General features: G+C 65.8%; 23 protein-coding genes. 14 read left to right on the forward strand and 9 right to left on the reverse strand.

The annotated features are described in order from the left end of the window. Together BM315_RS17810 and BM315_RS17815 are read right to left on the reverse strand one after the other, a co-directional pair. A partial coding sequence (locus BM315_RS17810; protein WP_280140430.1) for a carboxyl transferase domain-containing protein occupies positions 1 to 653 on the reverse strand: 653 nt, incomplete at its 3' end. An 84-nt stretch (positions 654 to 737) separates the two neighbouring features. Further along, positions 738 to 1,901 carry an isovaleryl-CoA dehydrogenase gene (locus tag BM315_RS17815; RefSeq protein ID WP_090503572.1) on the reverse strand — a complete coding sequence of 388 codons (1,164 nt, stop codon included), beginning with the start codon at positions 1,899 to 1,901 and terminating at the stop codon, positions 738 to 740. Between the two features lie 162 nt (positions 1,902 to 2,063). Between BM315_RS17815 and BM315_RS17820 the strand changes: the two genes are divergently transcribed. The 9 genes from BM315_RS17820 to BM315_RS17860 all read left to right on the forward strand — a co-directional run bounded on the left by BM315_RS17820 (position 2,064) and on the right by BM315_RS17860 (position 11,775). After that, the gene (locus BM315_RS17820) at positions 2,064 to 3,746 is read left to right on the forward strand and encodes an AMP-binding protein (RefSeq protein WP_090503575.1); all 1,683 of its coding nucleotides are present in this window, start codon (positions 2,064 to 2,066) and stop codon (positions 3,744 to 3,746) included. Between the two features lie 58 nt (positions 3,747 to 3,804). Next, positions 3,805 to 4,395, forward strand: coding sequence for a peroxidase-related enzyme (locus tag BM315_RS17825; protein ID WP_090503577.1), 591 nt, complete (start codon positions 3,805 to 3,807; stop codon positions 4,393 to 4,395). A gap of 379 nt (positions 4,396 to 4,774) precedes the next feature. Then, entirely contained in the window at positions 4,775 to 5,551 is a 777-nt protein-coding gene (locus BM315_RS17830) for an ABC transporter ATP-binding protein (protein ID WP_090503580.1), read from the forward strand. Continuing rightward, positions 5,548 to 6,270, forward strand: coding sequence for an ABC transporter ATP-binding protein (locus BM315_RS17835; RefSeq protein WP_090503582.1), 723 nt, complete (start codon positions 5,548 to 5,550; stop codon positions 6,268 to 6,270). Before BM315_RS17830 ends, BM315_RS17835 begins: the two co-directional genes overlap by 4 nt. Positions 6,271 to 6,373: 103 nt before the next feature. Continuing rightward, entirely contained in the window at positions 6,374 to 7,588 is a 1,215-nt protein-coding gene (locus BM315_RS17840) for an ABC transporter substrate-binding protein (protein WP_090503584.1), read from the forward strand. Between the two features lie 73 nt (positions 7,589 to 7,661). Beyond that, positions 7,662 to 8,549, forward strand: coding sequence for a branched-chain amino acid ABC transporter permease (locus BM315_RS17845; protein ID WP_090503586.1), 888 nt, complete (start codon positions 7,662 to 7,664; stop codon positions 8,547 to 8,549). A 2-nt stretch (positions 8,550 to 8,551) separates the two neighbouring features. Then, entirely contained in the window at positions 8,552 to 9,556 is a 1,005-nt protein-coding gene (locus BM315_RS17850) for a branched-chain amino acid ABC transporter permease (RefSeq protein WP_090503589.1), read from the forward strand. Positions 9,557 to 9,763: 207 nt separating this feature from the next. Next, on the forward strand, positions 9,764 to 11,098 hold the full coding sequence (locus BM315_RS17855; RefSeq protein ID WP_212632972.1) for a DcaP family trimeric outer membrane transporter: 1,335 nt from the start codon (positions 9,764 to 9,766) through the stop codon (positions 11,096 to 11,098). A 287-nt stretch (positions 11,099 to 11,385) separates the two neighbouring features. Next, the gene (locus BM315_RS17860) at positions 11,386 to 11,775 is read left to right on the forward strand and encodes a MerR family transcriptional regulator (RefSeq protein WP_090503591.1); all 390 of its coding nucleotides are present in this window, start codon (positions 11,386 to 11,388) and stop codon (positions 11,773 to 11,775) included. Between the two features lie 18 nt (positions 11,776 to 11,793). Here the strand turns inward: BM315_RS17860 and BM315_RS17865 are convergent, their stop codons facing one another. The 7 genes from BM315_RS17865 to BM315_RS17895 all read right to left on the reverse strand — a co-directional run bounded on the left by BM315_RS17865 (position 11,794) and on the right by BM315_RS17895 (position 19,818). After that, on the reverse strand, positions 11,794 to 12,396 hold the full coding sequence (locus BM315_RS17865) for a TetR/AcrR family transcriptional regulator (RefSeq protein WP_090503594.1): 603 nt from the start codon (positions 12,394 to 12,396) through the stop codon (positions 11,794 to 11,796). Positions 12,397 to 12,502: 106 nt separating this feature from the next. Next, on the reverse strand, positions 12,503 to 13,654 hold the full coding sequence (locus BM315_RS17870; RefSeq protein ID WP_090503596.1) for an acyl-CoA dehydrogenase family protein: 1,152 nt from the start codon (positions 13,652 to 13,654) through the stop codon (positions 12,503 to 12,505). A 26-nt stretch (positions 13,655 to 13,680) separates the two neighbouring features. After that, a complete protein-coding gene (locus BM315_RS17875) occupies positions 13,681 to 14,772 on the reverse strand; it encodes an enoyl-CoA hydratase/isomerase family protein (protein ID WP_090503599.1) in 1,092 nt (363 codons plus the stop codon). A 2-nt stretch (positions 14,773 to 14,774) separates the two neighbouring features. Further along, positions 14,775 to 15,665: a 3-hydroxyisobutyrate dehydrogenase gene (mmsB, locus tag BM315_RS17880; protein WP_090503600.1), complete on the reverse strand. Its 891-nt coding sequence runs from the start codon at positions 15,663 to 15,665 to the stop codon at positions 14,775 to 14,777. A gap of 27 nt (positions 15,666 to 15,692) precedes the next feature. Next, positions 15,693 to 16,466, reverse strand: coding sequence for an enoyl-CoA hydratase (locus BM315_RS17885; protein WP_090503603.1), 774 nt, complete (start codon positions 16,464 to 16,466; stop codon positions 15,693 to 15,695). Positions 16,467 to 16,509: 43 nt separating this feature from the next. Further along, positions 16,510 to 18,021, reverse strand: a complete 1,512-nt coding sequence (locus BM315_RS17890; RefSeq protein WP_090503605.1) for a CoA-acylating methylmalonate-semialdehyde dehydrogenase — start codon at positions 18,019 to 18,021, stop codon at positions 16,510 to 16,512. A gap of 93 nt (positions 18,022 to 18,114) precedes the next feature. Beyond that, positions 18,115 to 19,818, reverse strand: coding sequence for an AMP-binding protein (locus tag BM315_RS17895; protein ID WP_090503608.1), 1,704 nt, complete (start codon positions 19,816 to 19,818; stop codon positions 18,115 to 18,117). A gap of 275 nt (positions 19,819 to 20,093) precedes the next feature. Here BM315_RS17895 and BM315_RS17900 point away from each other — a divergent pair, with 275 nt between their 5' ends. The 5 genes from BM315_RS17900 to BM315_RS17920 all read left to right on the forward strand — a co-directional run bounded on the left by BM315_RS17900 (position 20,094) and on the right by BM315_RS17920 (position 25,920). After that, a complete protein-coding gene (locus BM315_RS17900) occupies positions 20,094 to 21,044 on the forward strand; it encodes a LysR family transcriptional regulator (protein ID WP_090503612.1) in 951 nt (316 codons plus the stop codon). Positions 21,045 to 21,084: 40 nt separating this feature from the next. After that, positions 21,085 to 22,107, forward strand: a complete 1,023-nt coding sequence (locus tag BM315_RS17905) for an AraC family transcriptional regulator (RefSeq protein WP_090503615.1) — start codon at positions 21,085 to 21,087, stop codon at positions 22,105 to 22,107. A gap of 111 nt (positions 22,108 to 22,218) precedes the next feature. Beyond that, positions 22,219 to 23,850, forward strand: coding sequence for an acyl-CoA synthetase (locus BM315_RS17910; RefSeq protein WP_090503617.1), 1,632 nt, complete (start codon positions 22,219 to 22,221; stop codon positions 23,848 to 23,850). 16 nt (positions 23,851 to 23,866) lie between these two features. Further along, positions 23,867 to 24,634, forward strand: a complete 768-nt coding sequence (locus BM315_RS17915; RefSeq protein WP_090503620.1) for a 3-hydroxyacyl-CoA dehydrogenase — start codon at positions 23,867 to 23,869, stop codon at positions 24,632 to 24,634. A gap of 98 nt (positions 24,635 to 24,732) precedes the next feature. Next, a complete protein-coding gene (locus tag BM315_RS17920; RefSeq protein WP_170862253.1) occupies positions 24,733 to 25,920 on the forward strand; it encodes an acetyl-CoA C-acyltransferase in 1,188 nt (395 codons plus the stop codon). Positions 25,921 to 25,923 lie beyond the last annotated feature (3 nt).

Here is a 25,923-nt window from a genome sequence, read left to right on the forward strand (position 1 = left end):
AGCGGCGGGCCGGCGAGGAAGATGGTCGCCTGGTTGCGCACCATGATCGCCTCGTCGGCCATGGCCGGCACATAGGCGCCGCCGGCGGTGCAGGAGCCCATGACCACGGCGATCTGCGGGATGCCCATCGCGGACATATTGGCCTGGTTGAAGAAGATCCGGCCGAAGTGCTCGCGGTCGGGGAACACCTCGTCCTGACGCGGCAGGTTGGCGCCGCCGGAATCGACCAGGTAGATGCACGGCAGGCGGTTCTGCTGGGCGATGGCCTGGGCGCGCAGGTGCTTCTTCACCGTCAGCGGGTAGTAGCTGCCGCCTTTTACCGTGGCGTCGTTGGCCACGATCATGCACTCGACACCCTCGACCCGGCCGATGCCGGCGATCACCCCGGCCGCGGGCACCTCTTCGCTGTAGACGCCATGGGCGGCCAGTTGGCCGATCTCGAGGAACGGCGAGCCGAGATCCAGCAGGCGGTTGATGCGTTCGCGCGGCAGCAGCTTGCCGCGCGAGCAATGCCGATGCTGGGCCTTCTCGCCGCCGCCTTCATGGACGCGGGCGAGCAGGGCGCGCAGGTCGCCCACCTGGGCGAGCATGGCCGCGCTGTTGGCGGCGAACTCCGGTGAGCGGGTGTTGATCTGGGTGTGCAGGGTGGTCATGGTTGCTTCCTGTAGGGTGCGCCGTGCGCACCATGGCGATATTTGCGGTGCGCGCGGCCTAGGCGGCCCCGCACACCCTACGGGTCACTTGGTTTCGTTGAACAGCTCGCGGCCGATCAGCATGCGCCTGATCTCGCTGGTACCGGCGCCGATCTCGTAGAGCTTGGCGTCGCGCAGCAAACGGCCGGTGGGGAATTCATTGATGTAGCCATTGCCGCCGAGGATCTGGATCGCCTCCAGGGCCATCTGGGTGGCACGCTCGGCGCTGTAGAGGATCACCCCGGCGGCGTCCTTGCGCGTGGTCTCGCCGCGGTCGCAGGCCTGGGCCACGGCATACAGGTAGGCGCGGCTGGCGTTGAGCTGGGTGTACATGTCGGCGACCTTGCCCTGGATCATCTGGAACTCGCCGATGCTCTGGCCGAACTGCTTGCGGTCGTGGATATAGGGCAGCACCACGTCCAGGCAGGCCTGCATGATGCCGATCGGCCCGCCGGCGAGGACCACGCGTTCGTAGTCGAGGCCGCTCATCAGCACCTTCACTCCGCCGTTTTCCTTGCCGAGGATGTTCTCTTCCGGCACCTCGACGTCATCGAAGAACAGTTCGCAGGTGTTGGAGCCGCGCATGCCCAGTTTGTCGAACTTGCTGCCGCGGGAAAATCCCTTCCAGTCGCGCTCGACTATAAAGGCGGTGATGCCGTGCGCGCCCTTGTCCAGGTCGGTCTTGGCGTAGATCACATAGGTGTTGGCGTCCGGACCGTTGGTGATCCAGGTCTTGCTGCCGTTGAGCACGAAGCGGTCGCCGCGGCGCTCGGCGCGCAGTTTCATCGACACCACATCGGAGCCGGCGTTCGGCTCGCTCATGGCCAGGGCGCCGACGTGCTCGCCGCTGATCAGCTTGGGCAGGTACTTGGCCTTCTGCGCGGCCGTGCCGTTGCGGTTGATCTGGTTGACGCAGAGGTTGGAGTGGGCGCCGTAGGACAGGCCGACCGACGCCGAGGCGCGGCTGATCTCCTCGATGGCGACCACGTGGGCCAGGTAGCCGAGGCCGGCGCCGCCGTATTCCTCGGACACGGTGACGCCGAGCAGGCCCATGTCGCCGAACTTCTTCCACATGTCGGCGGGGAACAGGTTGTCGCTGTCGATGGCGGCGGCGCGCGGCGTCAGCTCGGCGGCGACGAAGGCCTGGACCTGCTCGCGCAGCATGTCGATGGTTTCGCCGAGGGCGAAGTTGAGGGACGGATAGCTCATGGGGGCACCTTGTTGTCGTTGTCGTGGCAGGTTTGGGTGGAGGCTTGTCAGTCTGCATACCTTTACGTTAACGTAAAGCTGGCTTAGCGCGCTGTCAAGTCTCCGATAGCGGGCGCAGCCCGGACGCCAGACCTCAGAACAAGCAAAAGAATCGAGGAACTCATGACATCACCTAGTTACACACGCGGATTGCAGGACAAGCCCCTGTTGGCCATGACCATAGGCGCGGCGTTCGATCAGGCGGTGGCGCGTTTCGCCGGGCGCGAGGCGCTCGTCGTTCGTCATCAACACCTACGTTATAGCTGGGGCGAGCTGGGCGAGGCGGTGGATCGCTGTGCCCGTGCCTTGTTGGCCATCGGCATGCAGCCTGGCGAACGCCTCGGCATCTGGGCGCCGAACTGTGCCCAGTGGTGCATCGCCCAGTTCGCCAGCGCCAAGGTTGGTGTGGTGCTGGTCAATATCAATCCGGCCTACCGCCTCAGCGAACTCGAGTATGCGCTCAAGCACTCCGGCTGCCGCTGGCTGATCTGCGCCGATGCGTTCAAGAGCAGCGACTACCACGCGATGCTCGGTGAACTGTTGCCGGAGCTCGCCGGCTGCGCCGTCGGTGCACTGCAAAGCCGCCTGCTGCCCGAGTTGCGTGGGGTGATCAGCCTCGGCCAGCAACCGCCCGTGGGTATGTTCGACTGGTCGGCGTTCCTGACCAGGGCGGATGAGGTCGGTCCGGAGCAGTTGCGCGCCTGCAGTGCCCAGCTGCAGTTCGACGACCCGATCAACATCCAGTACACCTCGGGCACCACCGGCTTCCCCAAGGGCGCGACCCTCAGTCACTACAACATCCTCAACAACGGCTATATGGTCGGCGAGAGCCTGGGCCTGACCGAGCATGATCGGCTGGTGATCCCGGTGCCGCTGTACCACTGCTTCGGCATGGTCATGGGTAACCTCGGCTGCGTGACCCATGGCAGCACCATGATCTATCCGGGCGCCGCCTTCGAACCGCTGGCCACGCTGCAGGCGGTAGCCGAGGAGCGGGCCACGGTGCTCTACGGCGTGCCGACCATGTTCATCGCCGAGCTGGATCTGCCGGAGCGCGCCGACCTGGACCTGTCCAGCCTGCGCAGCGGAATCATGGCCGGCGCCACCTGCCCGATCGAGGTGATGAAGCGGGTGATCGGCGAGATGCACATGGCCGAGGTGCAGATCGCCTACGGCATGACCGAGACCAGCCCGGTGTCGACCCAGACGGCCGGCGATGACGATCTGCAATGCCGGGTCAGCAGTGTCGGCCGGACCCAGCCGCATCTGGAGAGCAAGGTGATCGACGAGCAGGGCCGTATCGTCCCGCGCGGGCAGGTCGGCGAGCTGTGCACCCGCGGCTACAGCGTGATGCTCGGCTACTGGAACAACCCGGCGGCCACCGCCGAGGCCCTCGATCCGGCGCGCTGGATGCACACCGGCGACCTGGCGGTGATGAACGAACAGGGCTACCTGAGCATCGTCGGGCGCAACAAGGACATGATCATCCGCGGTGGCGAGAACGTCTATCCACGGGAGATCGAGGAGTTCCTGTTCAATCATCCGGCGGTGGCCGACGTGCAGGTGGTGGGTATTCCCGACGACAAGTACGGCGAGGAGATCGTCGCCTGGGTCAAGTGCCACCCTGGCCACCAGGTGGCTGCGGCGGAACTGGCCGAGTTTTGCAAGGGACGCATCGCCCATTTCAAGGTGCCGCGCCATTTCCTCCTGGTCGACGAGTTCCCCATGACGGTAACCGGCAAGGTGCAGAAATTTCGCATGCGCGAACTCAGCATCGAGCAGCTGGCACTCACCGCGAAACCCTAGGCTTTGGCACCTGCGGCGTCCGTCAGTCGGGCGCCGCCGCAGATCATGGAGTAATCCGATGTCCCAGCAGATCAGCCGTTTTGCACTGCCCGACAACCTCGAACAATTACCTGACGACCTGCGCCAGCGGATACTCGCGGTGCAGGAGAAGGCCGGCTTCGTGCCCCATGTGTTCCTCATGCTGGCCCACCGTCCGGACGAGTTTCGCGCCTTCTTCGCCTACCACGATGCCCTGATGGAGCGCGAATCCGACAGCCTGACGCCGGCGGAAAAGGAGATGATCGTGGTCGCCACCAGTGCCCGCCACGGCTGCCTGTATTGCGTGGTAGCGCATGGCGCGGTGTTGCGCATCTACAGCAAGGATCCGCTGCTCGCCGACCAGGTGGCGGTCAACCACCGCACGGCGCCGATCGGCGTGCGCCAGCGCCTGATGCTCGACTTCGCCTTTCACGTCGGGCTCGAGCGTGGCGGCCTGGATGCTGACTGGCAGGCACGCCTGCAGGCGGTCGGCTTCAGCCTCGACGACATCTGGGACATCGGCGCCATCACCGCGTTCTTCAGTTTGTCCAACCGCCTGGTATCGCTGGCCGGCACGCCACCCAATGCCGAGTTCTATCTGATGGGTCGCGTGCCCAGGGCGGCACGTTGAAGCTGCGCCGATAGCTGCAGCGCAAGCTCCCCTGGTCATGCCGCTGGAGCCGGGCATGACTTCTTCGCACGTCCAGGGGGCGGGCAGGGCTGTGCGCGGCGAATGCGGCGCTTCCCAGTGGTGCGATATTTATGCATAACGCACCTGATTTATTGCTCGTTATTATTTTATTAACGCATGCATATACTCGATTTCAGCGCAGTGACCGGAGGCAGCGGGCAAGCAAGGCCTGACATCATTCAGGCGGATCTCGCATTTTCAGTCGGATTGCGGCTAGTCAGTCGAAATTAGACTTTTGTATAGTGTTGTCGTTTACGTAAAGGTAATAGTGTCAGCAGCGCCATAACCAATAACAACAAACAAGGTTAGAGGGCTCCACATGTCACCCGAATTCGTGTTGGAAACACGCGGATTGACCAAGGAATTTCGCGGCTTCACCGCAGTGGATTCGGTCGATCTCCGTGTGCAGAAGGGGCATATCCATGCCTTGATCGGGCCCAACGGGGCCGGCAAGACCACGGTGTTCAACCTGCTCAGCAAGTTCCTCGCACCCAGCAGTGGCGAGATCATCTACCAGGGCAAACCCATCACCGGCCTGCAGCCGAACCAGATCGCCCGACTCGGTCTGGTGCGTTCCTTCCAGATTTCCGCGGTCTTCGGCCACATGAGCGTGCTGGAGAACGTGCGTGTGGCGCTGCAGCGCAAGCTGGGCAACTCCTTTCACTTCTGGAAGTCCGAGCGCAGCCTCGAGGCCCTCAACGAGCGCGCCCTGCAGATGCTCGATGAGGTGGGCCTGCTCGAATTCGCCGACACCCTGACCATCGAGCTGCCCTACGGCCGCAAACGCGCGCTGGAGCTGGCCACCACCCTGGCGCTGGACCCGGCCGTGCTGCTGCTCGACGAGCCGACCCAGGGCATGGGCGGCGAGGACGTGGAGATGGTCATCGGCCTGGTGCGCCGCGCTGCGGTGGGGCGCACGGTGCTGATGGTCGAGCACAACCTCAGTGTGGTCAGCCAGCTGTGCGACCGCATCACCGTGCTGGCTCGCGGCGCGATTCTCGCCGAGGGCGACTACGCCAGCGTGTCCGCCAACCCCCTGGTGCGCGAGGCCTACCTGGGCAGCGAAGCGGCCGTCCTCGAGGAGGGCCACGCATGACCAGCCTACACTCCCCGGATTACGAACAGCTGCGGGTCAGCGACCTGCACGCCTTCTACGGCGAATCGCACATTCTGCACGGCATCGACCTGCTGGTTCGGCGTGGCGAACTGGTGACCCTGCTTGGGCGCAACGGCTCGGGACGCTCCACCACCCTGCGCGCGATCATGAACATGGTGGGTCGGCGTACCGGCTCGATCGTGATCAACGGCAACGAGACCCTGGGTATCGCCGCGCACCTGATCCCGCGTCTGGGCGTCGGTTTCTGCCCCGAAGAGCGCGGCATCTTCGCCAGCCTCAACGTCGAGGAGAACCTGCTGCTGCCGCCGATGGTGCGTAGCGGCGGCATGAGCCTCGATGAAATCTACGAGATGTTCCCCAACCTCTATGAGCGGCGTTTCAGCCAGGGCACCCGGTTGTCCGGCGGCGAGCAGCAGATGCTGGCCATGGCGCGCATCCTGCGCACCGGCGCCAACCTGCTGCTGCTCGACGAGATCACCGAGGGCCTGGCCCCGGTGATCGTGCAGAAGCTCGCCGAGGTACTGATCAAGCTCAAGAACAAGGGCCTGACCATCGTGTTGGTGGAACAGAACTTCCGCTTCGCCGCACCGCTGGCCGATCGGCACTACCTGATGGATCACGGCCAGATTGTCGAGGAAATCGGCGCCGCCGAGCTGTCGTCCAAGCAGGAACTGCTGCACCGCTGCTTAGGCGTTTAAACCGGGTTTCACCCCTCGCAACATGCAGTACGACGTGGCCCAGGTCCGTCGTGTCGGGATTGCTTTGCCCGCTACAACAACAATAACTGTGGAAGGTAACGAGATGAATCTGTTCCAGAAGACTGCAAGCACCATCTTTGCCACCAGCCTGATCGCCAGCGCCGCCCAGGCGCAGTTCAGCGACGATGAAATCCGTATCGGCTACCTGGCCGACATGTCCGGCACTTACCGCGACCTTTCCGGCCCGGGTGGCCTTGAAGCGCTGAAAATGGCGGTCGAGGACTTCGGTGGCCAGGTCGATGGCAAGAAAATCGTCATCTTCAGTGCCGATGACCTGAACAAGCCGGATGTCGGTGCCAATACCGTGCGTCAGTGGGTCGATGAGCGCAACGTCGACATGGTTACCGGCATGGTCGCCTCTTCGGTGGTACTGGCGGCGAGCAAGGTGGTGGAGCAGGCCGGCAAGCTGGCGCTGATTTCCGGTGCGGCGGCCTCCAGCCTGACCAACGAATACTGCTCGCCCAATCATATCCACTGGACTTACGACTCCTACGCCCTGGCCAACGGCACGGCCAAGGCGGTGCTGGCCAATGGCGGCAAGAGCTGGTTCATCCTCACCGCCGACTATGCCTTTGGCCACGCGATGGAAGCGGACATCACCAAGGTGGTCGAGGCCGATGGTGGCAGCGTCGTCAGCAAGGTTCGCCACCCGTTCCCCAGCAGCGACTTCTCGTCCTACATCTTGCAGGCTCAGGGTTCCGGTGCCGATGTGATCGCCCTGGCCAACGCCGGTGCCGATACGGTGAACTCGCTGATGACCGCCAGCCAGTTCGGTGTCGCCCAGTCCGGGCAGCAGCTGGCCGGCATGGTGGTATTCCTCAACGACATCCACGCCCTGGGCCTGGACGTGACACAGGGGCTGATGCTCACCACCGGCTGGTACTGGGACATGAACGAAGACGCCCGCGCCTGGGCCCAGCGCTACCACGCGCGCTTCGGCAAGATGCCGGGCATGGTGCCGGCGGGCATCTACTCGGCCACCATGCACTACCTCAACGCGATCAAGGCCAGCGGCAGCGACGACGCGCAGACCGTGCGTGCGCAGATGATGGCCACCCCGGTCAACGACATGTTCGCCAAGAACGGCAGCATCCGCGCCGACGGGCGCATGGTCCACGACATGTACCTGGCCCAGGTCAAGACCCCGGCCGAGTCGAAGGGGGAGTGGGACCTGTACAAGATCGTGCGCACCATCCCCGGGAACGAGGCCTTCCGCCCGCTGGCCGCGAGCCAGTGCTCGCTGCTGTCGCAGAACTGATCGGCAATCAACCCCAGCTATTCACCCGGCCGCGCACGGCCGGGTGTCACGGACTTTCAGCGGGTGGTAAATCATGACTATGCTATTCGGCATTCCCCTGAGCGTGCTGTTCGGCCAGTTGCTCCTGGGTCTGATCAACGGGGCTTTCTATGCCTTGCTCAGCCTGGGCCTGGCGATCATCTTCGGCCTGCTGCGGATCATCAACTTCGCCCATGGCGCGCAGTACATGCTCGGCGCCTTCGCCGCGGTGCTCGGCCTCAACTACCTGGGCGTCAACTACTGGGTCGCGCTGGTGCTGGCTCCGTTGCTGGTCGGCGCCCTCGGCATGCTGATCGAGCGGGGTCTGCTGCGGCGCATTGCCGGCGAGGATCACCTCTACGGCCTGCTACTGACCTTCGGCCTGGCGCTGATCGTCGAGGGCAGCTTCGTCAAGCTGTTCGGTGTGTCGGGCCTGTCCTACCCGATGCCGGAGCAGCTCAAGGGCGGCTACAACCTCGGCTTCATGTTCCTGCCCACCTACCGCGCCTGGGTGGTGGTGGCCGCACTGGTGGTGTGCCTGGCCACCTGGTTCATGATCGAGCGCACCCGACTCGGTTCCTACCTGCGTGCCGGCACCGAAAACCCCAGGCTGATGCAGGCCTTCGGCATCAACGTGCCGCTGCTGATCACCCTGACCTACGGCTACGGCGCGGCCCTGGCGGCCTTCGCCGGCGTGCTGGCGGCACCGATCTACTCGGTGACGCCGACCATGGGTGCCAACCTGCTGATCGTGGTGTTCGCCGTAGTGGTCATCGGCGGCATGGGTTCGATCATGGGGGCCATCGTCACCGGCCTGGCCATGGGCCTGATCGAGGGGCTGACCAAGGTGTTCTACCCCGAGGCGGCCAACACCGTGGTGTTTCTGGTCATGGTGATCGTGCTGCTGGTCCGTCCCGCGGGACTCTTCGGTAAGGAGGCATAAAGATGACGAGTCTGGAAATCAAAGCCGGGGCCCGGGTCCTGCAAACGCAGGTGGTGCAGCAGCGCGAGCAAGCCGCCGTAAGGCGCAAGCGCTGGTTCTACCTGGCCCTGTTCGGCGTGGCGCTGGTCGCGCCGTTGGCGGTGTATCCGGTATTCCTGATGAAGCTGCTGTGCTTCGCCCTGTTCGCCTGCGCCTTCAACCTGTTGCTTGGCTACGCGGGGCTGCTGTCGTTCGGTCACGCGGCCTTCCTCGCCACCGGCGGCTATGTCACCGGCTTTCTGCTCAGTCACTACAGTGGCCTGGGCACCGAACTGGGGATTCTCGCCGGTACCCTGGCCTCAACCCTGCTGGGGCTGGGCTTCGGCCTGCTGGCGATCCGCCGTCAGGGTATCTATTTCGCCATGATCACCCTGGCGTTGGCCCAGCTGGTGTTCTTCATCTATATGCAGGCACCGTTCACCGGTGGTGAGGATGGGCTGCACGGTGTGCCCCGTGGTCAGTTGCTCGGCCTGTTCGACCTGAACGACAACCTGACCCTGTACTACTTCGTCCTCGCGGTGTTCATGCTCGGCTTCGCCATGATCCAGCGCACCATCCACTCGCCCTATGGGCAGGTGCTCAAGGCGATTCGCGAGAACGAGCCGCGGGCCATCTCCCTCGGTTACAACGTCGATGCGCACAAGTTGCTGGCCTTCGTCATCTCGGCGGCACTGACCGGCCTGGCCGGCTCGACCAAGACCGTGGTGTTCCAGTTGGCCTCGTTGACCGACGCCCATTGGCACATGTCCGGCGAGGTGATCCTGATGACCCTGCTCGGCGGGGTCGGCACCGTGATCGGTCCGTTCGTTGGCGCCACCGTGGTGGTCACCCTGCAGAGCTATCTGTCCAACGGCCCGCTGGGCGAGTGGGTACACGTGATACTCGGCGTGATCTTCGTCCTCTGTGTGTTGCTGTTCCGGGTTGGCATCGTCGGCTGGGTGCTCAAGCTGGCGCGACGCAACTTCTAACCCCCCCCTTAGTCGCTCACGGCGCGGACCTCGGTCCGCGGCGCGGGTTGCTGTTTGCCAAATTCACCCTGCCGAGTCGGCAGGGGTGTCTAGCACCCACGGGAAATCCTGTGGGGAACTGGCCGGTTGTGCCGGCCTTCGCCGGGTATTGCGCCGCAGTGGGCTGTTTGGGGTTGGTGCATTACCCACCTACAAGAAGAGAGACCTATGTACGTTGAACACTCGACCACCAAGCCGGTCAAGGCCAAAGTCCTATGCGTGGCAATCGCCGCCAGCCTTGCGGGCTTCATGGCGCCCGCCAGCGCCGACACCGCGTCCGACCTGGAGGCGTTGAAGGCGCAGATCGCAGCGCTGCAGAAGAGCATTGCGGCGCTCGAGCAGAAACAGAGCGAAACCGCCAAGGCCGTCGCGCCTGCCAATACCGTGACCGCGGGCACCAGCCCGGGTTCGTTCAAGCTGCCCGGCTCCAATACCTCGGTCAAGTTCGGCGGTTACGTCAAGGCCGACCTGCTGTTCAGCGACAGCAGCGCAGGCGCAGGCAGCACGGCTGACCAGTTGCTCCTGCCGGGTTCGATTGCCCTGGACAACGACACCGAAGACGGTCAGGTAACCCTCCATGCCCGCCAGACCCGTCTGAACTTCGCCACCAGCACCCCGACCGCCTGGGGCGAACTCAAGACTTTCGTCGAGGCCGACTTCTTCGGCTCGAACGGCAACGAGGTCGTCAGCAACTCCAACGGCCCGCGCACTCGCCACGCCTTCGGCAGCCTCGGCGGCCTGCTCGCTGGCCAGACCTGGTCCACCTTCATGGACGCGGGCTCCCTGCCCGAGACCCTGGACTTCGGCGGGCCGGTCGGTGAACTCTTCATCCGCCAGACCCAGGTGCGCTGGACCGAGGGCTTCGACGGCGGCTCCTGGTCGATCGCGGCGGAAAGCCCCGAGTCCTTCCTGACCACCGCCGATGCACAAGGTGGTGCGAACAGCGTGACCGATGACGACAAGGTGCCCGATCTGGTTGCCCGACTGGATTTCAACACCTCCGCCGGCCGCTATGCCCTGGCGGCGATGGCGCGCGACATTCGCGTCGATAAGGACACGGGGGCCGACAACCAGTGGGGGGGCGCGCTCGCCGCTTATGGCGTGGTGCCGACCGTCGGCAAGGACACCTTCCAGTTCTCGCTCACCGCCGGCAACGCGCTCGGCCGCTACATGGGCCAGGCCGTGTTCTCCGACGGCACCGTCGATACCTCTGGTGAACTCGAGCTGAACAACCAGTGGGGCGCGATCCTCGCCTACCGCCACTTCTGGAGGGACGACCTGCGCTCCACGCTGGCGCTGTCGACCGCCCGCGCGAGCAACCAGAGCGATGCGACGACGGCGAACATGAACGAAAGCGCCGACACCGCTCACCTGAACCTGTTGTGGAGCCCGGTCGCCAACACGACCTTCGGCTTCGAACTGATTCACGCCCGGCGTGAAACGGAAGATGGCCGCAAAGGCGAGTTGAACCGCTTGCAGACCTCGGCGCAGTACAACTTCTGATCGCCCGTGTCGTCTGACGGGCTACCCGCTTAATCCGATTGCTCTGTGGTGTGAAGTTTGCCGGGCCCCGTGGCCCGGCTTTTTTATCCTCCGTCCACGCGTAGCTCCGAGCGCATAGCGCCAGGCCATTGCCATGTCTGGCGGACGGCCGTTCATGTGGGCATGGGCGAGCTGCTGCGTTGACGTTAACGTAATGAGTTGTTAGCGTTCCCAGGCTAATAGCCATGAACCCATGCCGTGCGAGACCCGCGCGGGGTTGCTTGTGGCAACCAGACCAAGGATCAAGCATGACCGCCAAGACCTACAGCATTTCCGAGCTGGCGCGCGAGCTGGATGTGACCACCCGCACCATTCGTTTTTATGAAGAGCAGGGCATGCTGTTACCGACCCGTCGCGGTCAGGAGCGGATCTACACGGCCAAGGACCGGGTCGCGCTAAAGCTGATCCTGCGCGGCAAACGCATTGGTTTCTCCCTGGCCGAATGCAAGACCCTGATCGAGTTGTACGACCCGCAGGGCGACAACCGTAATCAGCTCGAGATCATGCTGGGCAAGATCGCCGAACGGCGTCTGCAGCTGGAGCAACAGTTGCTCGATATCCAGCAGATGCAACTGGAGCTGGACACGGCCGAAGAGCGTTGCCGCGCCGCCTTGCTGGAAGTCCCCGAAACCCGTTGAAGCCCTGGCCGCCGTCGCTCAATCCGGGAGCGCGCGCAAGGCGCTCTGCAGGGTGCTCAACACCATGTCGCGTAACAAGTCGAGGCGTGCCGGGGCGCTAAGCTGCGGCGTCTCGACCCAGGCTGGCAACTGGTTGAGCAGGGTAACGATGCCACTCAAGGCCGCGCGCTGGCTGTTGCCGACCGGCTGGCCGGTGAAGCACTCGACGCATGCCACCAGCTGCTGTTCATAGCGAGCGCGAAGTTCGCGGATTTGCGCCTGTTGCTCGCTGGTCAGGCAGTGGCTGTCGTACTCGGCAAGACGGAAATGCGCGGCCATGCTCGCGTGCAGGCGCAGGTGCGCATCGAGCAGCCCGTGCAGGCGCTCGGCTGGCGTCACAGCCTGCCGACAGACTTGGCGGGCACCATGCAACAATTCGTCGTAGAGCTCTTCGATCAACTCGAACAGCAGCGCTTCCTTGCTCTCTATGTGGTTGTAGATCGACCCGGGCCTGATGCCCAGGTAGTCGGCCAGCTCACGCATGCTGACCCGGCTGAAACCGCGCTCGGCGAACAGGCGCAGGGCCTGGTTGCGGGTGGACTGATAGCGTGATGGGTCGGAGCAGGGCAGGGTGGCGGGCATGGCGGTGTTCGGCACGTGGTGGGCGAGCGCCGAGCATGGCGCCCCGGGCGATGAAAACCCAGGTCGCCAGCGCTCGGTTAACCTGAGCGATTTGGCCAATGGCCGTCTACAGCGGGTAGTGCGCCAGCTCGCGGGCGATCAGCAGGCGCTGGATTTCGCTGGAGCCTTCGTAGATCTGGGTGATGCGCGCGTCACGGTAATAGCGCTCTACCGGGTAGTCCTCCAGGTAGCCGTAGCCGCCGTGGATCTGCACGGCCTTGGAGCACACGCGCTCGGCCATCTCCGAGGCGAACAGCTTGGCCTGCGAGGCCTCCGACAGACAGGGATGTCCGGCGCTCTTCAGGCGCGCGGCGTGCAGGATCAGCAGGCGCGCGGCATTCAGCTGGGTGTGCATGTCGGCGAGCAGGTTGGCGATGCTCTGGTGCTCGCCAATCGGTTTGCCGAACTGCACGCGCTCGCGGGAATAACCCAGGGCGGCGTCGAAGGCCGCGCGGGCGATGCCCAGGGCCTGGGCGGCGATGCCGATGCGCCCGCCTTCCAGGTTGGACAGGGCGATGGCCAGCCCCTTGCCACGCTCGCCGAGCAGGTTCTCGGCGGGGATGCGGCAATCGCTGAGGGTCACCGCGCAGGTATCGGAGGCGCGGATGCCCATCTTGTGTTCGCTGCGGTCGACGGTGAAACCCGGGGTGTCGGTCGGCACCAGGAAGGCCGACAGGCCCTTCTTGCCCAGCTGCGGATCGGTGACGGCGAAGACGATGGCCAGCTTGGCGCGTTTGCCGTTGCTGACGAACTGCTTGGCGCCATTCAGCACCCATTGGCCATCGCGCAGTTCGGCACGGGTGCGCAGGTTGTTGGCTTCGGAGCCAGCCTGTGGCTCGGTCAGGCAGAAGCAGCCAAGCGCCTGGCCGCTGGCCAGATCCGCCAGCCAGAAATCCTTCTGCGCCTGGCTGCCGAAGTTCAGGATCGGACCGCAACCCACTGAGTTATGAATACTCATCAGCGCACCGACGGCGCCGTCGCCGGCGGAGATTTCTTCCACGGCCAGGGCATAGGCGACGTAATCGATGTAGCTGCCGCCCCATTCTTCGGGCACCACCATGCCGAGCAGCCCCAGCTCGCCCATCTGCGCCACCAGGGCGTCATCGATCCAGCCGTCCTTCTCCATGGCCTGGGCCTTGGGCGCGATCTCGCGACGGGCGAAGTCGCGAGCCAGGTCGCGGATCATGCGTTGCTCTTCACTCAGTTGGAGGTCGTGCATCGGGCATCTCTCTTGTGCTGTTGGGCTCAGGCGCTGAGGGTGCGCCGGGATTTAGCGGCAGGCTTGAAGCCGGCGAAGAAGGCCTGCACCCGCGCCGGGTCGAGTTCCGCCAGGGTCGCCGGGTTCCAGCGTGGCTTCTTGTCCTTGTCGATGATCAGCGCGCGCACGCCTTCCATCAGGTCGCCCTTGGCGAACCACTGGTAGTCCAGGTGCAGTTCCTGGGCGAAGCAGTCGGCCAGCGGCAGGTTGCGGCCGCGGCGCAGCAGTTTCAGGGTCACGGCCATGGCCAGCGGCGAGCGGCTGTCGAGCACCTTGACGGTTTCCTCGGCCCAGTCCTGAAACTGCGGACGGCTTTCTGCCAGCAGCGCCGCGCGTATCGACGCCAGGTCGGGCAGGGCGAAATGCGCGTCGATGGCCGGACGCATCGCCTTCAGCTCCGAGCCCGGTAGTGTGCTCACCGCGAGGGTGGCGAGCAGGGTGCGCAAGGCTTCCCGGGGATGGCTGGTCCAGCTCATGCGGTCGAGGCAGCGATCCAGTTCGGCGATCTGCTCGCTCGGCAGGCACCAATCCGCGAGCTGCGCATAGAGCGCATCGGCAGCGCGTACCTGCAGGCCGCTGACGCCCAGGTAGATGCCCAGCTCGCCCGGCAGACGCGGCAGAAAATAGCTGCCGGCGACATCCGGGTAGAAGCCGATGGCCACTTCCGGCATGCCCATGCGCGTGCGTTCGGTGATCACCCGTAGCGTGGCACCCTGCGCCAGGCCCATGCCGCCGCCGAGGACGAAACCGTCCATCAGCGCCATGATCGGTTTCGGATAGGTGTGGATGTATTCGTCGAGGGCATATTCCTCTTCGAGGAATATCTCGTGCTGGTTGCTGCCCGACTGGTGGCTGTCGTAGAGCATGCGGATGTCGCCACCGGCGCAGAAGGCTTTCTCGCCGCTGGCGCGCAACACCACGGCGAGGATCTGCGGATCCTGTTCCCAGGCATGCAACTGCTGCAGGAGCAGGCGCACCATGGGCAGGGTCAGGGCATTCAGGCCAGCCGGACGATTCAGGGTCAGGTGGCCGATGCGGTTGCGCACGGCCGCCAGAACGGGCGCTTCGACATCGCTCATGCTCAGGCGTCCTTGCGGTACAGGTTGATGATCGCGGAGAAGTCCAGGCCGCCATTGCCCTGGGCACTGAAGCTCTGGTAGAGCTGCTGGGCGAGAGCGCCGAGGATCACCGGCTGACCGACCTGCTTGGCCGCTTCGCTGGCCAGGCCGAGGTCCTTGAGCATCAGGTCGGTACCGAATCCACCGCTGTAGCCCCGCGACGCCGGTGCGGTTTCCAGCACGCCAGGGAAGGGGTTGTAAGTGTCCGAACTCCAGCAGCGGCCGCTCGAGGTATTGATGATGCCGGCCAGTACGCCGGCATCCATCCCCAGGGACACGCCGAGGGCCATGGCTTCGGATACCCCGATCATGGAGATGCCGAGCAGCATGTTGTTGGCGACCTTGGCCACCTGGCCGTTGCCGCTGTCGCCGCAGTGCACGATGTTCTTGCCCATGGCGGCGAGAACCGGCTGGGCGCGGTCGAAGTCGGCGAGCGAGCCACCGACCATGAAGGTCAGGGTGCCGGCAGTCGCGCCGCCGGTGCCGCCGGAAACCGGGGCGTCGAGCATGGGGTTGCCGTGTTCGGCGGCGGCCTTGGCCACTTCGCGGGCGCTGAGCGGGTCGATGGTCGAGCAGTCGATCAGCAGGACGCCGGGCTGGACATGGGCCAGCAGGCCGTTGTCGCCCAGGTACACGGACTTCACGTGCGTGGCGGCGGGCAGCATGCTGATGATCAGCTCGGCGTTGCCCTGGGCGATGGCGGCCGGCGATGCGGCGGCGCTGGCGCCGGCCTCGACCAGGCGCGCCAGGGAGGTCGGCGACAGGTCGAACACGGTCAGGCTGTGGCCGGCCTTGAGCAGGTTGAGGGCCATCGGACCGCCCATGTTGCCGAGACCAAGAAAACCTATGTGCATGGTGAATACCTCTGTGATTTTTGGGGCTCAGCGGTGCTGAAACTGCGGTTGGCGTTTTTCCACGAAGGCGCGCATGCCTTCCTTCTGGTCGTGACTGGCGAACAGCGAATGGAACACCCGGCGTTCGAAACGCACCCCCTCACTGAGGCCGAGTTCGAAGGCGCGGTTGACGCATTCCTTGACCAGCAGGCTGGCGGGCAGCGATTTGGCGGCGATACCCTCGGCCACCTTCAGGGTCTGCTGCAGCAGCTCGGCGGCAGGGAACACCCGGGCCACCAGGCCGGCGCGCTCGGCTTCTTCGGCAGCCAGCTGGCGGCCGGTCAGGCACAGCTCCATGGCCTTGGCCTTGCCCAGGGCGTGGGTCAGGCGTTGGGTGCCGCCGATGCCGGGGGTCACCCCCAGGGCCAGTTCCGGCAGGCCGAACTTGGCGTTGTCGGCGGCGTAGATAAAGTCGCACATCAGTGCCAGCTCGCAGCCGCCGCCCAGGGCATAGCCGGCCACCGCGGCGATCAGCGGCTTGCGCCGGTTGCCGATGCGATCCGCCGCGGCGAAGAAGTCGTCCAGATAGATCTGCGGGTAGCCCAGCTCGAGCATTTCCTTGATGTCGGCACCGGCGGCGAAGGCCTTGGCCGAACCGGTGATGACGATGCAGCCGATGCCCGCATCGGCCTCCAGGCGGTCGAGGGCCAGGTTGAGCTCGTCGATCAGCTGGCTGTTCAGCGCATTGAGCGCCTGCGGGCGGTTGAGGGTGATCAGACCGACCCGTTCGCGCACCTCGACCAGCAGGGTTTGATAATCCATGGCGATGCCTCCCAGGGGCCGGCGCAAGGCCGGCCCGTCAGTCTTACTTGAGGGTGATGGTGGTGTTGACCGGACCACCGGCTTCGTCTTCGTCGAACCAGCGCTGGGTGACGGTCTTGGTCTGGGTGTAGAACTGCACCACCTGCTTGCCGTACGGGCCCAGATCGCCGAGCTTGGAGGCGCGCGAACCGGTGAAGGAGAACAGCGGCACCGGCACCGGGATCGGCACGTTGATGCCCACCTGGCCGACGTCGATGTCTTCCTGGAAGCGCCGTGCGGCGGCACCGGAGCGGGTAAACAGGGCGGTGCCGTTGCCGTTGGGGTTGGCGTTGATCAGGGCGATGGCCTCGTCCAGGGTCTTGGCCGGCATCACGCACAGCACCGGGCCGAAGATCTCTTCGCGGTAGATGCTCATGGTGGGGGTGACGCCGGCGAAGATGGTCGGGCCGACGAAGTTGCCGTCCTGGTAGCCCGGAACCTGCGGGTTGCGCCCATCCAGCAGCAGCTCGGCCCCTTCCTCGACTCCGCGGGCGATCAGGCCGCTGACGCGGTCCAGGGCGGCGCAGGAAACCACCGGACCGATATCGGTGCCCGGTTCGGCACCGGCATTGATCTTCAAGGTCCTGGTCTTCTCGATCAGTTCGGGCAGCCACTGTTGTGCCTCGCCGACCAGGATCACCACCGAGAGCGCCATGCAGCGCTGGCCGGCGGCACCGAAGGCGGCGCCGAGCAGGTTGTTGAGGGTCTGCTGGCGGTTGGCGTCGGGCAGCACGATGGCGTGGTTCTTAGCTCCCATCATGCACTGCGCACGCTTGCCGTTGGCGGTGGCGCGGTTGTAGACGTGGGTGCCGACCTTGGTCGAGCCGACGAAGGACACCGCCTTGATATCCGGGTGATCGCAGAGCAGGTTGACCGCCTCGGCGCCGCCGTGAATGACGTTGAGCACGCCCTTGGGCACGCCGGCCTGCATGGCCAGTTCGGCCAGGCGCATGGTCACCAGCGGGTCCTGTTCGGACGGCTTGAGGACGAAGGTGTTGCCGGTGGCGATGGCCATCGGGAACATCCACAGCGGAATCATCGCCGGGAAGTTGAACGGGGTGATACCGGCGCACACGCCCAGCGGCTGATGCAGGGTGTAGGTGTCGACGCCGCCGGCGACGTTGTTGGCCAGCTCGCCCATCTGCAGGTTGCCGATATTGGCGGCGTGCTCGACCACCTCCAGGCCGCGGAAGATGTCGCCCTCGGCGTCCGGCAGGGTCTTGCCCTGTTCGGCGGTGAGCAGCGCGGCCAGCTCTTTCATGTTCTCGCGGATCAGTTGCTGGTACTTGAGGAAGATCCGTGCGCGGGCGCCGATCGGCGTCTTGCGCCAGGTCTTGAAGGCTTCGGCGGCGCTGGCCACCGCGGCGTTCATTTCCTCGGCAGTGGCGAAGGGCACGCGGGCCAGCACTTGCTGGGTGGCCGGGTTGACCACGTCGCGCCATTGAGTGGTTTTGGATTCGACGAGTTCGCCATCGATCAGCAGTTTCACGTTGGGAACGGAGGAGTGAGCGGTCATCTGGGGTTCCTGCCTGGTTTTAGTGAGTCGAACGGGGCCCCGCGGCAGCATGGCCGCGTGGGATTTGTCGGGGGAGAGCGCGGCGGCTGCGGGTCAGCCCTTGAGCTGGGGGAAATCTTCCTCGAAGAACTCCAGTGCGGCGCGGCCGTCGCCCTGACGGCGCTGCACTTCGAGCTGGCGCAGCTCGACGCGGCGGATCTTGCCGGAGATGGTCTTGGGCAGCTCAGAGACGAACTCGATGCGTCGCACCCGCTTGTAGGGCGCCAGGTGCTCGCGGGCGAAGACGAAGATCTGCCCGGCCAGGGCGGCGTCACCGGTCTGATCCTGGGTGAGGATGACGAAGGCCTTGGGCACCGCCAGGCGCAGCGGGTCCGGGCTGGGCACCACGGCCACTTCCATCACCGCCGGGTGCTCGATCAGCGCGCTCTCCAGTTCGAAGGGGCTGATGCGGTAATCGGAGGCCTTGAACACGTCGTCGGCGCGGCCGACGAAGGTGATATAGCCGTCGGCGTCGATGGCCGCGGTGTCGCCGGTGCGGTAATAGCCGTCACGCATCACCTCGGCGGTCTTCTCTGGACTGTCCTCGTAGCCGAGCATCAGCCCCAGCGGCTGCGGATCCAGTGGCAGTGCGACTTCGCCTTCGCTGGCCGGCAGGCCGTCGGGGTCGAGCATGCACACCCTGTAGCCGGGTAACGGACGGCCCATGGAGCCGGGCTTGAGCGGCTGGCCGGGGGTGTTGCCAACCAGCGCGGTGGTTTCCGACTGGCCGAAGCCGTCGCGCAACGGCAGGCCCCAGGCCTCCTGGATTTGCTCGATGATCTCCGGGTTGAGCGGCTCGCCGGCACCGACCAGTTCGCGCAGGCGCAGACGCTCGCGGCAGCCGGCCAGGTCTTCCTGGATCAGCATGCGCCACACCGTGGGCGGCGCGCACAGGCTGGTGATGCCGTAGCGCTCCAGCACCTCGAGCAAGGCCTTGGCGCTGAAGCGCGCAGTGTTATGGATGAACACACAGGCACCGGCGTTCCACGGGGCGAAGAAGCAGCTCCAGGCATGCTTGGCCCAGCCCGGCGAGGAAATGTTCAGGTGCAGGTCGCCCGGCTGCAGGCCGATCCAGTACATGGTGGACAGATGGCCAACCGGGTAGCTCTGGTGACTGTGCAGCACCATCTTCGGCTTGCTGGTGGTGCCGGAGGTGAAATACAGCAGCAACGGGTCACTGGCCTTGGTCAGGCCAACGGCGTGGAACTGGCTGGGATAGTCGGCGGCGCTGGCGTGATCGATCCAGCCGCTGACTGCCTCGCCGACACAAATGCGTGTGCAGCCCAGGGCTTGGTCAGCGAACTTGTCGGTATGGCTGCTGCCCACCACCAGGTGGCGCACACCTCCGCGCTCGATGCGATCGCGCAGATCCTCGCTGGTGAGCAGGGCGGTGGCCGGAATCACCACGGCGCCGAGCTTGAAGGCCGCGAGCATGGTTTCCCACAGGGCGATATGGTTGCCCAGCATCAGCAGGATGCGCTCGCCGCGGCGCACGCCCAGCTCGCGCAGGTGGTTGGCCACGCGATTGGAGCGCTCGGCCAGCTCGGCGAAGCTGTAACGCTGCTCGCTGCCGTCCTCCTCGACTATCCACAGCGCCGGGGCCTGGTTGCCCGCGGCCATGGCGTCGAAGTAATCCAGCGCCCAGTTGAAGGTGTCGAGCTGCGGCCAGCGGAAGTCGCGCACCGCGGTGGCGTAGTCGCTGCGCTGGGCCAGCAGGAAGTCGCGGGCGGCGAGAAAGGTGTGGTAGTTGCTGTTCATGGTTCCGGCCCTGTCTTGTTGTTGTGGGGGGTACGGCGCAATCAAGCTGTGGCTCGAGTATAGATAGGCGTTTGCGCAACAAGAAGGTGCAAAAAATCCGGATCGATATGCAAAAAAGTCCTTGTTGTGCGAAAGCCTCCGGCGTTGCGAGGTGCGCAGTAAAGTGCTCGCTAGCGTCAGCATGCACCCACCCCCATGAGGCTGGTCAGGGCACGAGCCATGGCGTATACCTATGCGGGATTGCGTCAGGCATAACCACAAAAGCACGGACTGATATGCAAAAAGGCACGATGGGCGACAAACTCAACTGGGACGACCTGCGTTTCTTCCTCGAAGTGGCGCGTACCCGCACCGCCAGCGCCGCCGCGCGTCGTCTGGGGGTGGACTACACCACGGTGTCGCGGCGCATTCGTGCCCTGGAACAGAGCCTGGGGGCGCTGCTGTTCGAGAAGTCGCGCGCCGCCGGCTTCGCCCTCACCGTCGAGGGCCAGCGCCTGCTGGGCCATGCCGAAACGCTGGAAAGCACCCTGCAGGCCGCCTGCGAGCAGGTCTCCGGCACCAGCCTGGGGCTCTCCGGGCACCTGCGTATCGCCAGCACCGAAGCCTTCGGCTGCTGCTTCGTCAGTGCGCAGATGAGCGGCTTCCTCGAACGCTACCCGCATATTTCCCTCGACATCCTGCCAGTGCCGCACTTCGTCAGCCTGTCGCGACGCGAGGCGGATATCGCCATCACCCTGGAGCGCCCGGAGCGCGGGCCCTATGTCTGCTTCAAGCTGTGCGATTACCGCCTGCGCCTGTATGCCACCCCCGAGTACCTGGCCAGCCATGCGCCGATCCGCACGCGCGACGATCTGGCCGGCCACCCCTTCGTCACCTACGTCGACGACCTGGCGTTCAGCTCCAAGCTGCTCTACCTCAACGACCTGCTGCCGGGGGCCATCAGCCACCTGCGCAGCACCAGCGTGATCGCCCAGTATCACGCTGCGCTGCAGGGCCGGGCGATGGCCATCCTGCCGAGTTTCCTGGCCGGCCCGGACCCGCGTCTGTGCGAGGTGCTGCCGGGCGAGGTGGACGTGATCCGCCAGTTCTGGCTGTCCTACAGCGAGGACTTGCGCAGGCTCAAGCGGGTCACCCTGGCGGCCGAATACCTGCGCGCCTGCACCGAGATCAACCAGTCGCTGTTGATGGGCGAATCTCGCGAGATGCGCTATCTGCCATGTGCATGATCGAGGCGCGCCGGACTCTGAGCAACTGGCAGGCAATGCCATGACCACTAGCACGAGCGAGAAGGGCACCATCTCAGTCCAGCTGGTGGCAGAGGCGTTGCTCGAATTTCGCCGCCAGGGCCTGCCCGATGCACCGCTGCTGGAGCAGGCCGGGATCGCCCCGGCATTGCTGCAGCGGCCCTACGCGCGGGTGTCGGCGCAGGCCTATGCACGGTTGTGGCGGGCTATCGCCGCAGCGGCTGACGACGAATTCTTCGGCATGGATGGGCGGCGCATGAAGTCCGGTAGCTTCGCCTATATGGCCCATGCCGCGCTGCAGGAGGCGGACGTGGGCCGCGCGCTGGAGAGCATGCTGAGCTTTCTCGGCCTGATCTTCGACGGCCTGCAGCCGCGCCTGGAGCGCCAGGGCAGCCTGGCGCAGATCGTGCTCGACGAGAAGGGCGGGCCCGCGTGCCGGGCCTTCGCCTGCTTCACCCTGTGGCTGATGCTGCACGGCCTGGCCTGCTGGCTGGCCGGGCGGCGCATCGCCATTCTCGGCGTCGAGCTGCGCTGCGCCGCCCCGGATTATTGCGGCGACTACCGGGTGATGTTCAGCGACAACCTGCGTTTCGAGCGTCCGCATAACCGCCTGCTGTTCAACGCCGACTGCCTGGCCCTGCCGGTGCGGCGCAGCGAGCGCGAACTCAAGCGTTTCCTGGCCGGCGCGCCGGGCAATATCCTGGTGCGCTACCGCGACCCGCAGAGTCTGGGGGCACGGATCAAGGCCTACCTGCGCAGCCTCAAGCCGGAACGCTGGCCCGATTTCGACGCCCTGTCCGGGCATTTCTACATGGCCCCCTCGACCCTGCGGCGCAAGCTGGCCGGGGAGGGGCAGTCCTATCAGGGGCTCAAGGATCAGGTGCGCAGCGACCTGGCCATCGCCCGTCTGGACAGCGGTGCCAGCAACTTCAGCGAACTGGCCTTCGACCTCGGTTTCGCCGACACCAGCGCCTTCTACAAGGCGTTCAAGAAGTGGACCGGTACCACCCCGGGGCAGTACCGCGCCCTGCATGGCCCGGACTGAGCGGCGCTGTCCAAAACGCTCGGATCGATCGACGGCTTTCGACATTGCCGGCTGCGCTGGCCGGCGCGACTATTCCCGGCACTCCACACAACAACAAGCCGGGAGCCCACCATGCGCGATTACCTCACCGCCGCCCAGAGCTTCGACCTCGACCAGGCGCTGGCCAGCGTCCTGTCCGGGCATGCCGATGCCCTGAACGCCTGCATCGAATGCTGCGACCGTCACGCCGACGCCGGGCGTGTGGCCCTGTACTGGGAGGGACGCGACGGTAGCAGCGCCACCTGGACCTTCGCCCAGTTGCAGCAGGCCGCGGCGCGCTTCGCCAACCTCCTGCACAGCCGTGGCGTGCGCCCCGGCGACTGCGTGGCCGGCATGCTGCCGCGCACCCCCGAGCTGTTGATCACCATTCTCGGCACCTGGCGTCTGGGCGCGGTCTACCAGCCGCTGTTCACCGCCTTCGGGCCCAAGGCCATCGAGCACCGCGTGGCCAGCGCCGGCACCCGCCTGGTGGTGGTGGACGCCGCCAATCGCGCCAAGCTGGATGAGGTGGGCGCTGCGCCGCCGCTGCTGACGCTGAACGCCAGCGCCGGTGAGGCGGACTTCTGGACCGAGCTGGAGTCTCAGTCCGACAGCTTCGAACCGGTGCTGCGCACGGCTTCCGACGCCTTCCTGATGATGTTCACCTCCGGGACCACCGGGCTGGCCAAGCCGGTACCGGTGCCGCTCAAGGCCATCGCCGCCTTCGTCGGCTATCTGCGCGATGCTGTGGACCTGCGCGAGGACGAGGCGTTCTGGAACCTGGCCGACCCGGGCTGGGCCTATGGCCTCTACTACGCGGTGACCGGTCCGCTGGCCATGGGCCACGCCACCACCTTCTACGAGGGGGCTTTCAGTGTCGAGAGCACCTGCCGGGTAATCCGCAAGTACGACATCCGCAACCTGGCCGGCTCGCCTACGGCCTACCGTCTGCTGCTGGCCGCCAGGGACGAGGTGCAGGCTCAGCTCAAAGGCCAGTTGCGCGCGGTGAGCAGCGCCGGCGAGCCGCTGACCCCGGAGGTGATCCGCTGGTTTGCCGAGGGCCTGCACTGCACCATTCACGACCACTACGGCCAGACCGAGCTGGGCATGGTGCTGTGCAATCACCATGGGCTGGAGCATCCGGTACGCCTCGGGGCCGCCGGCTATGCCGTGCCCGGCCACCGCGTGGTGGTGCTGGACGAACAGGGCCGCGAGCTGCCAGCCGGCCAGCCCGGCGTGCTGGCAGTGGATCGGCGGCGCTCGCCGCTGTTCTGGTTTCCCGGCTACCTGGGCATGGCCACCCAGGCCTTCGTCGGCGATTACTACCTGAGCGGCGATACCGTCGAGCTCAACGAGGATGGCAGCATCAGCTTCGTCGGCCGTGCCGATGACGTGATCACCACTAGCGGCTATCGGGTCGGTCCCTTCGATGTGGAGAGCGCGTTGATCGAGCACCCCGCGGTGATCGAGGCGGCGGTGATCGGCAAGCCGGACCCGGAACGCACCGAACTGGTCAAGGCCTTCGTCGTGCTGCACATGGACCTGAACGGCTCAGCGGAACTGGCCGAGGAGCTCAAGCAACATGTGCGCAAGCGCCTGTCGGCGCATGCCTACCCGCGCGAGGTGGAATTCGTCGCCGAGCTGCCCAAGACCCCCAGCGGCAAGATCCAGCGTTTTCTCCTGCGCAATCAGGAAATCGCCAAGGCCCAGGCGTGCGTTAACTGAACAAGGAACCACAAGCATGCGTATCGAAGACCGGGTATTTCTAATCACGGGCGCCAGTTCCGGCCTCGGCCTGGCCACCGCCCGCGCGCTGGTCGAGGCGGGCGGCAAGGTGCTGCTGGCCGACATCAACGCCGAGGCCGGTGCGGCGCGGGCCGCGGAGCTGGGCTGCAATGCCCGCTTCGTGCACACCGACATCAGCCGCGAGGAGGACGGTCGCCGCGCGGTGGCCGCGGCCCTGGAAGCGTTCGGCGGCCTGCACGGGCTGATCAACTGCGCCGGCGTGGCGCCGGCGGAGAAGGTCCTGGGGCGCAATGGCGCCCATGGCCTGGACAGCTTCGGCCGGGTGATCCAGATCAACCTGATCGGCAGTTTCAACATGCTGCGCCTGGCCGCGGAGGCCATGGCCCGGGGTGAACCGAACGAAGAGGGCGAGCGCGGGGTGATCGTCAACACCGCCTCGGTCGCCGCCTTCGACGGGCAGATGGGCCAGGCCGCCTATGCCGCCTCCAAGGGCGGCGTGGCCGCCCTGACCCTGCCGGCGGCGCGTGATCTGGCGCGTTCGGGGATCCGCGTGATGTGCATCGCCCCGGGCATCTTCGAGACGCCGATGATGGCCGGCATGCCGCAGGAGGTGCGCGATTCGCTGGCGGCAGGCGTGCCGTTTCCGCCGCGCCTGGGCCGCCCCGAGGAATACGCCGCGCTGGTGCGGCATATCGTCGAGAACCCGATGCTCAACGGCGAGGTGATCCGCCTGGATGGCGCCTTGCGCATGGCGGCGAAATAATGCGGTCCAATGGGTAGCCCGGATGTAATCCGGGACAGGGCTTCCCCGGGTTGCACCCGGGCTACAGTGATTTGCTTATGAGGAGTAGCGACATGAACATGAAATCCGATCCGGTAGTCATCGTCAGCGCTGCACGCACGCCCATGGGCGGCTTTCTCGGCGACTTCAAGGAAGTCACGGCCGCGCAGCTGGGCGCCGCGGCGATTCGCGCCACTCTGGAACGAGCAGGCCTGGCCAGCGATGCGGTGGACGAGGTGATCATGGGCTGCGTACTGCAGGCCGGCCAGGGTCAGGCCCCGGCGCGCCAGGCGGCGCTGGGCGCGGGCCTGGCGCAGGGCACGGTGTGCTCGACGGTGAACAAGATGTGCGGCTCGGGGATGAAGGCGGCGATGTTCGGCCACGACCTGCTGCTGGCCGGCAGCGCCGAGGCGGTGGTCGCCGGCGGCATGGAGAGCATGTCCAACGCGCCCTATCTGCTGGAGCGCGCACGCAGCGGTTACCGCATGGGCCACGGCCGGGTGCTCGACCACATGTTCCTCGACGGTCTGGAAGATGCCTACGACAAGGGCCGGCTGATGGGCACCTTTGCCGAGGACTGCGCCCAGGCCTACGGCTTCAGCCGCGAGCAGCAGGACGCCTTCGCCATCGCCTCGCTGACCCGTGCGCAGCAGGCCATGGCCGAGGGCCGCTTCGCCGGCGAGATAGTTGCGGTCGAGGCCAGGACCGGCCGCGAGCTGCGCCTGATCGACAGCGACGAGCAACCGCCGAAGGCGCGGCTGGACAAGATCCCCACCCTCAAACCGGCCTTCCGCGAGGGCGGCACGGTGACCGCGGCCAACGCCAGCTCGATCTCCGACGGCGCCGCCGCGCTGCTGCTGATGCGCTTGTCCGAAGCCGAGAAACGCGGCCTGACCCCGCTGGCGGCGATCCGCGGCCACGCGACTTTCGCCCATGCGCCGAACCTGTTCGCCACCGCGCCGGTCGGCGCCCTGCAACGCTTGATGATGCGCACCGGCTGGGAAATCGGCGAGGTCGACCTGTTCGAGATCAACGAGGCCTTCGCCGTGGTGCCGATGGCGGCCATGCGCGACCTCGATATCCCCCACGACAAGCTCAACGTGCATGGCGGCGCCTGCGCCCTCGGCCATCCGATCGGTGCCTCTGGCGCGCGGGTGCTGGTGACCCTGCTCAGTGCCCTGCGCCAGTACGACCTCAAGCGCGGCGTCGCCTCGCTGTGCATCGGCGGCGGCGAGGCCACGGCCATGGCCGTCGAGCTGCTCAACTGAACC

The sequence above is a fragment of the Pseudomonas borbori genome, from assembly GCF_900115555.1.
GTDB classification, from domain to species: domain Bacteria; phylum Pseudomonadota; class Gammaproteobacteria; order Pseudomonadales; family Pseudomonadaceae; genus Aquipseudomonas; species Aquipseudomonas borbori.